Annotated in this window: 12 protein-coding genes; 5 read left to right on the plus strand and 7 right to left on the minus strand. The window is 74.1% G+C overall.

Annotation, left to right across the window (positions count from 1 at the left end; translation table 11 throughout):
- A partial coding sequence (locus ACWENR_RS27980) for a hypothetical protein (protein WP_452279940.1) occupies window positions 1-495 on the plus strand: 495 nt, incomplete at its 5' end.
- On the opposite strand, the gene ACWENR_RS27985 is transcribed toward ACWENR_RS27980, so the two are convergent.
- Both ACWENR_RS27985 and ACWENR_RS27990 read right to left on the minus strand, forming a co-directional pair.
- A complete protein-coding gene (locus tag ACWENR_RS27985) occupies window positions 452-628 on the minus strand; it encodes a hypothetical protein (RefSeq protein ID WP_452279941.1) in 177 nt (58 codons plus the stop codon). The genes ACWENR_RS27980 and ACWENR_RS27985 overlap by 44 nt on opposite strands.
- A gap of 116 nt (window positions 629-744) precedes the next feature.
- Complete coding sequence (locus ACWENR_RS27990; protein WP_452279942.1) at window positions 745-1458, minus strand: spermidine synthase; 714 nt, start codon at window positions 1456-1458, stop codon at window positions 745-747.
- Window positions 1459-1589: 131 nt separating this feature from the next.
- Between ACWENR_RS27990 and ACWENR_RS27995 the strand changes: the two genes are divergently transcribed.
- On the plus strand, window positions 1590-2594 hold the full coding sequence (locus ACWENR_RS27995) for an alcohol dehydrogenase catalytic domain-containing protein (protein WP_452279943.1): 1005 nt from the start codon (window positions 1590-1592) through the stop codon (window positions 2592-2594).
- Window positions 2595-2655: 61 nt separating this feature from the next.
- Here the strand turns inward: ACWENR_RS27995 and ACWENR_RS28000 are convergent, their stop codons facing one another.
- The 5 genes from ACWENR_RS28000 to ACWENR_RS28020 form a co-directional block, all read right to left on the minus strand.
- Complete coding sequence (locus tag ACWENR_RS28000) at window positions 2656-3042, minus strand: DMT family transporter (protein WP_452279944.1); 387 nt, start codon at window positions 3040-3042, stop codon at window positions 2656-2658.
- Between the two features lie 64 nt (window positions 3043-3106).
- Window positions 3107-3427 (minus strand): DMT family transporter, encoded by a 321-nt coding sequence (locus tag ACWENR_RS28005; RefSeq protein ID WP_452279945.1) that lies wholly within the window; start codon window positions 3425-3427, stop codon window positions 3107-3109.
- 13 nt (window positions 3428-3440) lie between these two features.
- On the minus strand, window positions 3441-3941 hold the full coding sequence (locus ACWENR_RS28010) for a nucleoside deaminase (protein WP_452279946.1): 501 nt from the start codon (window positions 3939-3941) through the stop codon (window positions 3441-3443).
- Window positions 3938-4543: a DsbA family oxidoreductase gene (locus tag ACWENR_RS28015; RefSeq protein WP_452279947.1), complete on the minus strand. Its 606-nt coding sequence runs from the start codon at window positions 4541-4543 to the stop codon at window positions 3938-3940. Before ACWENR_RS28015 ends, ACWENR_RS28010 begins: the two co-directional genes overlap by 4 nt.
- Before the next feature lie 223 nt (window positions 4544-4766).
- Window positions 4767-5408, minus strand: a complete 642-nt coding sequence (locus tag ACWENR_RS28020; protein WP_452279948.1) for a flavin reductase family protein — start codon at window positions 5406-5408, stop codon at window positions 4767-4769.
- A gap of 177 nt (window positions 5409-5585) precedes the next feature.
- On the opposite strand from ACWENR_RS28020, the gene ACWENR_RS28025 reads away from it, so the two are divergent.
- The 3 genes from ACWENR_RS28025 to eccB all read left to right on the plus strand — a co-directional run bounded on the left by ACWENR_RS28025 (window position 5586) and on the right by eccB (window position 8114).
- On the plus strand, window positions 5586-6131 hold the full coding sequence (locus ACWENR_RS28025; protein WP_452279949.1) for a dihydrofolate reductase family protein: 546 nt from the start codon (window positions 5586-5588) through the stop codon (window positions 6129-6131).
- A 4-nt stretch (window positions 6132-6135) separates the two neighbouring features.
- Entirely contained in the window at window positions 6136-6426 is a 291-nt protein-coding gene (locus tag ACWENR_RS28030; RefSeq protein ID WP_452279950.1) for a DUF4287 domain-containing protein, read from the plus strand.
- Between the two features lie 296 nt (window positions 6427-6722).
- Window positions 6723-8114, plus strand: coding sequence for a type VII secretion protein EccB (gene eccB / locus ACWENR_RS28035; protein ID WP_452279951.1), 1392 nt, complete (start codon window positions 6723-6725; stop codon window positions 8112-8114).
- Window positions 8115-8247 lie beyond the last annotated feature (133 nt).

Consider the following 8247-nt stretch of genomic DNA (forward strand, 5'->3'; position numbering starts at 1 on the left):
CGGTCCCCGGCGGCCCGTGGCTGGCTGCGGGTGGGCACCACCGCCGCCCTGGCCGTCGCGTTCTTCGCCGTGCAGCCGCTGCCGGCCGGCGCCGACCCGACGTTCAAGGCCTACACGCTCGCCGACGTGCACAACCCGCGCTACTTCTTCGTCTGCCGGGGCCCGGCGGAGTGCGCCGCGTACGGCACCGGCGCCCCGGTCACCTTCGGCACCCGCCGGGAGAAGACCAAGGTCAGGGTCAACGGGGTGGTGTCGCCGGAGGTCGCCCGGCTGGAATACCACTCGGCCCCCGGGGGCGCGCCCCGGGTCATCCCGCTGCTGGCGGCCCACCCGGGTTCCCGGACGTTCTCGTTCCGGTCGGCGACCATGACGCACGGCCGGCTGGTGGCCTACGCGGCCGACGGGCGACCGCTCGCCAGCTACGACGAGGAACTCGCCGCCGCGCTCGACGTCACCGGCGCCCGGCGGAGTGGCGCACCGCCTGTCGTCCCTTGACCAGGGCCAGGACGACGGCCGCGATCAGCGCCACCGCGCCGATGATCACCAGCCAGCGTACGGCCTCGAGGAGCAGCCCCAGCAGGACGAGCGCGCCGCCGACGACGGCGACGACCCAGAGCATGGCCCGCATGTCCACCTCCCGTGACTCCCGGCCGCGCCGCGCGGCCCCCACCCGCCTTCCCGGTCCGGGCGGCGGCATGCCGGCGCGGGCGGCGGCGTCCGGTAACGGCCGGCGGGGACCCGCCGTCAGAGTTGGGCGACGTACACGGTGTTCGCCGACTCCCCGCCGGTCAGCGGGTTGGCGAACGGGACGACGTGCGCCCGCGCGGTACGGAACACCGTGGTGAGCGCCTCGCTGAACGCGGGATCGGGCGGATCGTCCGACCAGAGGGCGAACACCCCGTCCGGGTGCAGGTGGGCGGCGAGCCGGCGCAGGCCGTCCGGCGTGTAGAAGGCGGCGTGGGCGGGGTGCAGCACGTTGCGCGGCGAGTGGTCGACGTCGAGCAGCACGGCGTGGAACCGCCGCCGGGGATCCCGCGGGTCGAAGCCGGTGCCGTCGGCGACGGCGGCGAAGAAGTCGGCCCGCACGAAGCGGGTACGCGCGTCGGAGGCCAGCCCGGCGGCGAAGGGCAGCAACTCCCGGCGGTGCCAGTCGATGACGTCCTCGATCGCCTCCACCACCAGCAGCGAGCCGACCCGGTCGTCCTCCAGCGCGGTGCGGGCGGTGTAGCCGAGGCCGAGGCCGCCGACGACCACGTCGAGGCCGCGCCCGGCCAGCGGGGCGAGCCCCAGCCGGGCCAGCTCGATCTCCGCGACGGGGAAGAGGCTGGACATCAGGAACTCGTCGTCGAGCTTGACCTCGTACACCTCGACGCCGAGCGACGGGTCGCGTCGCCGGCGCAGGCTGATGAGGCCGATGGGGGTCTCCCGCCAGGCCAGTTCCTCGAATCGCACGCCCACGGGGCGGGATGCTACCCGGCGGCGCCCGGGACGCTTCGCCTCGCCGCGCATTCCTGCCGCCCGGTGGGGTATGCCCGCGCGTCGAGGGCCGCCGACCGGGGGCCGGACAGGGGGCGCGCACAGTGGCGGACATGCTGGCCGGACGGCTGCACCTGGCGGACCGGACGCTGCGGATGGAGTCGGTGGCGGTGCCGGAGCCGACGCCGGGGCAGGTGCGGATCAGGGTCGAGGCGGCGGGCGTCTGCCTCTCCGACGTCCACCTGATCGACGGCACCCTCACCCCGCTCTACCTGCCCGGCGACGTGGTCACGCTGGGCCACGAGGTGGCCGGGGTCGTCGACGCGCTGGGCGACGACGTCCAGGGGTGGGAGCCGGGCCAGCGGGTGCTGCTCCAGGCGGGGGAGCGGGACCGGCGCGGCACGGTGCTCACCCGGGGGGTGGACTACGACGGCGGCTGGGCCGAGTACGCCGTGGCCAGCGAGGACACCGTCGTGCCGATCCCCGACGACCTGCCGTTCGAGCAGGCCTGCATCATCCCGGACGCGGTCTCCACCCCGTGGGCGGCGGTGACGGACACCGCGCGCACCCGCCCCGGCGAGGCGGTCGGGGTGTGGGGCGTGGGCGGCCTGGGCGCGCACGCCGTGCAGTTGCTGCGCCTGGTCGGCGCGGCCCCGGTCGTCGCGGTGGAGCCGCTGGCCGCGGCACGGGACCGGGCGGTCGCGCTCGGGGCCGACGCGGCGCTCGACCCGGCCGATCCCGCGTTCCGCGACGCCGTGCTGGAGCTGACCGACGGGCGGGGCCTGGACGTGGCGTTCGACTTCGCCGGGGTGACGGTCGTCCGCGAGCAGGCGCTGACCGTCCTCGCCCGCCGGGGCCGGCTGGTGCTCGCCGGCATCGCCAACAAGCCGGTCACCATCGCCTCGGACAGCCCGTTCAACTACTTCCAGCAGGCGGTGCTCGGCCACTACGGCTCGGAGTCCGAGCACGTCGTGCAGCTGGTGTCCCTGGCCCGCCAGCGGCGGCTCGACCTCAGCGCCTCGGTCAGCGACGTGCTGCCGCTGGCCGAGGCCGAGGAGGCGGTGCGGCGGGTGCACACCAAGGAGGGCAACCCGATCCGGCTGATCCTGCGCCCCTGAGCGCCTGGACGCTCAGGGGCGCGGGTGGATCGCCGTACGGCATCCGGCCGCCGGCGGGGCGTCAGCGCGTCGCCGGCTGCTCCGTGGCGGGCCTGGAGGCGTCGGCGAGCTTCAGCCAGACGACCCCCGCGATGATCACGGCCAGCCAGAACGCCCGGGTGGGGGTGAGGGACTCGTCGAAGAACACCGGACCGAGGACGGCCGCGCCGACGGCGCCGATGCCGGCCCAGACGGCGTAGCCGATCCCGACGTCGATGTTCCGCAGGGCGACGCTGAGGCAGAAGAGCGTCAGGAGGAAGAACACGACGGCGGAGAGGGACCAGCCGAGGCGGGTGAATCCTTCGCTGCCACCGACGCTGAGCGCGTAGCCGACCTCGAACGCTCCGGCCAGGAGGAGCACGAGCCAGGCGCCGGCCTTCGTGTTGTGCCGGGCAACTGTCACGGTCATGGGGTGGGTCCTTTCGATCGGGTCGAGGGTGCGGACGGGGCCGGCGGGAGCGCCGACCGGCTGGTCACGCCGCTCCGCTGAGCTGTAGTCCGACGACGCCGCCGATGACGACGAGGATGCCGAGGAGTTTCCGCAGGCTCAGGCGCTGCCCGATGAAGAGCGCACCGATGACGACGATCCCGACCCCGGCCACGGAGGTCCAGAGCGCGTAGCCGACGCCCACGTCGAAGGTCAGCAGCGCCAGGCTGAGGAAGAAGGTCGCGATCGCGCCACTGACGAGGGTCGCGACGGTCCACCACAGGTGGGTGAAGCCCTTCGCCTTGCTAGCCGCGAGGGCCACCGCGATCTCGAAGATGACGGCGACGCCCAGGTAGAGCCAGTTCATGCTGTTCCTTTCGTTACCGGGTAGGTGGGGTCGGTGCGCCGTCCTGCCCGAGGAGACGGAAGCGCCGGAACGGCTCCAGCGCCTCCGCGACGGGCAGGCCGTGCACGGGGAGGGGCAGGGCCGCGCGGTCGATGCGGAACGCGGGGTAGCTCCCGCGATAGTCGAATCCGTGCGCCGCGACGGTGTCGGCGTCCACCGCGACGTAGACCCGCCCGACCCGGTGGTCGAGGGCGAAGCGGTAGCACAGGCCGCACGGCTCGCCCGTCGCCAGCAGCCAGGTGCCCGTCAGGTCGCCGCCGTCGCGGTCGCGCAGCGCGGCCCGCATCGCGACGATCTCGGCGTGCGCGGTCGGATCCCCCGTCTCCCGTACGAGGTTGACGCCGGGCTGCGAGACGTAGCCGTCCTCGCCGACGAGCACGCCCACGAAAGGCAGGCCGCCGCCGTCGACGTGGCGGACGCCGAACCGCACCGCGTCGGCCATGAGCGCCGCCAGCGCCGCGTCGGTCCAGCTCATGGCAGTGGCTCCCGGCCGGCCGCCTCGTCCACGGCCCCTTTCAGGCGGTCCGCGTCGAGCACTCCCGGATGGAGGCGGCCGCCGATGCGGAAGCTGGGGACGGCGTGTACGCCCAGGTCGGTCGCGTACCGCTGGTCGGCGAGTTGGCGGGAGCGTCGCTCCTCGCTCGCCAGCGCCCGTTGCACCTCGGACGCGTCGAGACCGACCGCGGTGCCGACGTCGACGATCACCCCGTCCTCGCCGATGTCGCGGTCGTCCTGGAAGAACGCGCGGAACATCGCCGACGAGTACTCCCGCGCGATGCCGTGTTCCGTCGCCAGTTGCAGGGCCTGGAACGCCTTGGCGGTGCGCGGCTGCGGAGAGACCGAGGGCAGGGCGATGTCCACGCCCAGCCGCCGCGCCATCGGGTAGACCGACGCGCGCCAGACCTGTGGCAGGTAGTCGTCCTCCGGCGTCAGCGTCGGCACCGGATCGGGTCGCAGCTCGAACGGCCGGACGACGACCTCGACGTCACGCTCCCGCTCCAGTTCCGCCACCGCGTCCTCGACGAGAAAGCAGTACGGACACACGTAGTCCACGAACAACTCCACAGTGGTGCTCACTCTTTCCCACCCCTCTGCGGCTCTGTAATTGGCTGTACATACATATATCGGCGTCGGGGCGGCGTCGGTGGAGCCCCCAAGTCCGGCGCACTCAGGTGCATGTGCATGCAAGTAAAGTACCACGCTCCTGCTTCGTGGCAAGCCCTCACCGTGGATCTCCGTGCGGCCGGTCGGTCCCCTGGGCGACGGACCGCACCGACCGCGACGTGGTACGGCGGCTTGGTCATGAGGCGGTGACCGGCGTGCGGCGGGGCGCTCCCCAGCCCTCCGCCAGCCGGGACGGGTGGAGGTTGCGGCCGCCGCCGTAGAACTCGAGGAACTTCATGATCAGCGGATCCCACCGGTCCGGGTCGATGTGCCGCGTGGAGCCGGCCATGAGCAGGTCCTGCTCGACGTGCACCCGCACGATCTGCACGTCGATCGCGACGACGCCGGAGCCCTCCTCGCCGAACGGGTGCATCCGGTTCACCACCGCCTCGAGGTGGACCGGGCACTCCGCGACCCGCGGCGGCGCGACCCTGTCCGACGGCAGGGGCGTCAGGCCCGCCGCGCCGAACTTGTCGGCCTCGTGCCGGTATCCCTTGCGGAGCTTGTGCTCGGGGACGGTGGGCGTTCCGGTCAGCAGCGCCAGCCGGTCGACGGCGCCCACGAGCCCGGCGTCGGCGAGGTTGAGCACGCATTCGCCGGTGCGGGCCAGGTTGAGCGTGGTCTGCGACGTCTCGTCCAGGCCGAGCATGCCCGACGAGCCCACCCAGAACGCCGACGACATGGGCGCGAGGTTCGCCGAGCCGTCCTCGTTGGAGGAGCTGATCAGGACGACAGGGGTGCCGAAGTAGAGCACTCGTGGTTCGACGACGTGATGCATGGTGGCAACTGTGCCAACGGGCGGCCCGCCGCCGCTGGCGGGAAACGGACGGCGAACTTGATCGATCGGATCGTTGAATCTGGCGCAACGTTCGTGACGCAGACCCGCCTTGATCGTCTTCTGACGATCGCGGAGGGTAGTTGGCGTCACCCCCTCGCAGTCGCAAAGGACATCGACATGACGCACCGCAAGATCGTGGCCGGGCTGTTCATCTCCGCCGACGGCGTGGTCGGCTCCCCGGAGCAGTGGACCTTCGCGCACATGGACGAGCAGGCGACGGCGGCCGTCGGCGGGCTGGTCGCCGACGCCGACACCCTGCTGCTGGGCCGGCGCACCTACGAGGAGTTCGCCGGCTACTGGGCCAGTCAGACCGGCCCGATGGCCGACGCCATGAACGGGATCCGCAAGATCGTGGCCTCCACCACCCTGACCGCGCCCGACTGGGCCAACAGCGAGGTCCTCGACGGGGATCTGGTGCGGCGGCTCGCCGAACTCAAGCGGCAGCCGGGCCGCAACATCAACATCTCCGGCAGCATCCGCGTCGTGCGCACCCTGCTCGAGGCCGGGCTGATCGACGACCTGCACCTGATGGTGTTCCCCGTCGCGCTCGGCGAGGGGGTGCGGCTCTTCCCGGAGCAGGGCAAGCGGATCGACATGACGCTCGAAGGCGCCACGACGTTCCGCGCCGGCGTGGTCCACCTGCACTACCGGATCGGAGGCTGACCAGATGTCCTTCCAGGCGTACCTCGACGCGATCGAGGACAGGACCGGCAAGACCCCGCGCGCCCTGGTCGACGAGGCCACCCGGCGCGGTTACCACGCCGCCGACGTCAAGGCCGGCGTCATCGTCGACTGGCTCAAGAACGACTACGGACTCGGCCGCGGCCACGCGATGGCCCTGGTCCACGTCATCAGGAACGGGCCGAAGATCAGTGCCAAGCACGTCGGCTCCACCGGTACGCACCGCGACGCCACCGACACCCTGTGGCTCGACGGCAAGGCGACCCGGCCGACCTGACCCCGGTCCCGGCGCGGGCCTGCCGGACCGGGCGACCCGACCCGGCAGGCCGCCGAGACCGCGCCGCAGGGGGCCGGCGCGCCGGCGGACCGCCAAGGCCGCGCCGCAGGGGGCCGGCGTGCCGGCTAGCCACTGAGACAGTGCCGCAGTGGGCCGGCGTGCCGCAGCGCCCCAGGGGAGGGCTTCCGCTGCGGCCCGCCGCCGCCCGGGCGGCCCGCCCCGTCGCCACGCAGGGTCCTCGCAACATCGACGCAACGCTTATCCTTTGCCCCGACCGCACCACGGGAAGGGATCGCATGCCGTCGCGGCAGGACCAGCTGCACTCGTACCAGTTCACCGTCCAGCGGGCGGTCGCCGCCCTGGCGATGCGGGAAACCGACCCGGCGCAGTCGCCGTTCCGGCGGCTGGCCGGTGCGGGCCTGGCCAGCGTCCTGGTCGCCGCCATCGGCCTGGGCGGCTTCGCGCTCTACGGCCTCTTCGCCGGCGGCGGCAAGACGTGGCGCGACCCGGGCGCGGTGATCGTCGAGAAGGAGTCCGGGGCGCGGTTCGTCTACCGGGAGCAGAAACTGCACCCCGTGCTCAACTACGCCTCCGCGCTGCTGATCATCGGCGCGGAGCGGCCGAAGACCGTGCTCGTCTCCCGCCGTGCCATCGACGGCGTGCCGCGCGGGCTGCCGCTGGGCATCGCCGACGCCCCCGACTCGCTGCCCGCGCGGGGCCGGCTCTCCACGGCGCCGTGGACGGTCTGTTCCGTGGCCGCCCCCGGGGCGGACCGGTCGGCGCCACGGTCGGCGCTGCTCATCGGGGCGGCCGGCGCCGGCGGCCGGGCCCTCGGCGAGGACGCCCTGCTGCTGCGCCATCCCGACGGCGGGCTGCACCTGGTCTGGCACCAGCGGCGGCACCTCCTGCGCGATCCCGACCGCGTGCTGGCCGCCCTGGCGGCCACCCGGGCCCGGGCGGTACCGGTGGCACCAGCGCTGCTCAACAGCCTGCCCGCCGGCGCCGACCTGGCCCCGCTCGCGCTGCCCGGCGAGGGGGAGCCGTCGGCCCGGGTGGACCGGGCGCGGATCGGCGACGTCTACCTGGTGCGCAACTCCGGCGGCGGCCGGCAGTACGCCGTCGCGCTGCGCGACGGACTGGCCGGCATCACCGAGTTGCAGGCCGGCCTGCTGCTCGCCCGCACCGGCCAGGGCGAGCCGGCGCCGATCACCCTCGGGCGGTTCGCCGCGCTGCCCAAGCTGCCCGACCTCGCGCCGACCGGGCCGACCGCCCCGCCGACCGCGCCACCCCGACTGGCCACCCCCGAGGGGTCCGCGCTCTGCGTGCGGGTGGGCGACGACGGCAGAGCCAGCGAGGTCGTGTTCGGCGTACGCCTGCCCGACCTCGCCGCCGCGCCGCGCACCGCGCCCCCGTCGACGGGCGGCGGGGTGCGGGCCGACCACGTCGTGGTGGAGCCGGGCCGGGGCGCCGTGGTCGAGTCGGTCGCGGCGCCCGGCGCGTCCGGCGGCGCGGTCTCCGTGGTCACCGACCTGGGCCGGCGGTACGTGCTCGCCGGCGGCGAGGTGCTCGGCATGCTGGGCTACCGTGACGTGCGGCCGGTGCGGCTGCCGGCCAGCTTGGTCAGCCTGGTGCCCGCCGGAGCGACCCTCGACCCCGCCGCCGCGCGCGTCGTCGCCACCCCCGCCTGACCCCGCCGGCGCGGCCCGGCCCGGCCGGTCCGGTGGCCCGCCCAGGTCGGCGCGGCCCGCCCACGTCGGCGCGATGACCAGCTCGGACTTCGCCAGCAGCTCGTAGCCGCCCGCGTCGGCGCGACGCCGCCCG

The sequence above is a fragment of the Micromonospora sp. NPDC004336 genome (assembly GCF_053602615.1).

Excerpts from the sequence above, each read along its gene's own strand:
- ACWENR_RS27985 (WP_452279941.1), bottom strand. The coding sequence starts at position 628 with ATGCGGGCCATGCTCTGGGTCGTCGCCGTCGTCGGCGGCGCGCTCGTC.
- ACWENR_RS27995 (WP_452279943.1), top strand. The coding sequence starts at position 1,590 with ATGCTGGCCGGACGGCTGCACCTGGCGGACCGGACGCTGCGGATGGAG.
- ACWENR_RS28000 (WP_452279944.1), bottom strand. The coding sequence starts at position 3,042 with ATGACCGTGACAGTTGCCCGGCACAACACGAAGGCCGGCGCCTGGCTC.
- ACWENR_RS28005 (WP_452279945.1), bottom strand. The coding sequence starts at position 3,427 with ATGAACTGGCTCTACCTGGGCGTCGCCGTCATCTTCGAGATCGCGGTG.
- ACWENR_RS28010 (WP_452279946.1), bottom strand. The coding sequence starts at position 3,941 with ATGAGCTGGACCGACGCGGCGCTGGCGGCGCTCATGGCCGACGCGGTG.
- ACWENR_RS28020 (WP_452279948.1), bottom strand. The coding sequence starts at position 5,408 with ATGCATCACGTCGTCGAACCACGAGTGCTCTACTTCGGCACCCCTGTC.
- ACWENR_RS28025 (WP_452279949.1), top strand. The coding sequence starts at position 5,586 with ATGACGCACCGCAAGATCGTGGCCGGGCTGTTCATCTCCGCCGACGGC.
- ACWENR_RS28030 (WP_452279950.1), top strand. The coding sequence starts at position 6,136 with ATGTCCTTCCAGGCGTACCTCGACGCGATCGAGGACAGGACCGGCAAG.
- eccB (WP_452279951.1), top strand. The coding sequence starts at position 6,723 with ATGCCGTCGCGGCAGGACCAGCTGCACTCGTACCAGTTCACCGTCCAG.